Annotated in this window: 1 protein-coding gene; it reads right to left on the bottom strand. The window is 67.4% G+C overall.

Annotated features, from left to right (window positions below):
* Positions 1–516: Hpt domain-containing protein (locus tag IVA75_RS34880; RefSeq protein WP_247290019.1), on the bottom strand; the 516-nt coding region annotated here is incomplete at both ends.

Raw genomic sequence — 516 nt, 5'->3', positions numbered from 1 at the left:
TTGGCAACCGGGGCCGGGACTTCGATCGCGGTCTCGCGGAAGGCGCGCTCGAGCTCGTCGAGCGAGACTTCGCCCGGACGCAGCGGACGCTCCAGGCTCAGGTCGGCCAGCACATCCTGGCTGGCGGGCGCGGCTTCCACTGCAACTGGTGCGTCCGGCACCAGCGGCGGCGCTTCGGCAACGGGAGCAGCGCTTCCAGCGACCATGGCCGCCATGCCCTGCTCGACCATCGCTTCCAGCTTGTCGATGAGGTCGCGGTCGGTACCCTCGGGCTCGGCTTCGGTCGCCTCCAGCCCGGCCAGAATTTCCTTGATGCGGTCGATCGAGGACAGGATCACCGTCACCGCCTGCCCGGTCACCGGCATGCCGTCACGGAATTTGCCCATCAGCGTCTCGCCGGCATGCGCCAGCGCTTCCAGGCGCGGCAATCCGAGGAAGCCGCACGTGCCCTTGATGGTGTGGACCAGGCGGAAGATGTTATCCAGGATCTTGGCGTTGTTCGGCTCCTGCTCGAAC

This window comes from Bradyrhizobium sp. 134 (assembly GCF_023074155.1).
Taxonomy (GTDB): domain Bacteria; phylum Pseudomonadota; class Alphaproteobacteria; order Rhizobiales; family Xanthobacteraceae; genus Bradyrhizobium.
The sequence above is the reverse complement of the archived record's forward strand: the minus strand, read 5'-3'. Positions and strand labels throughout refer to the sequence as shown.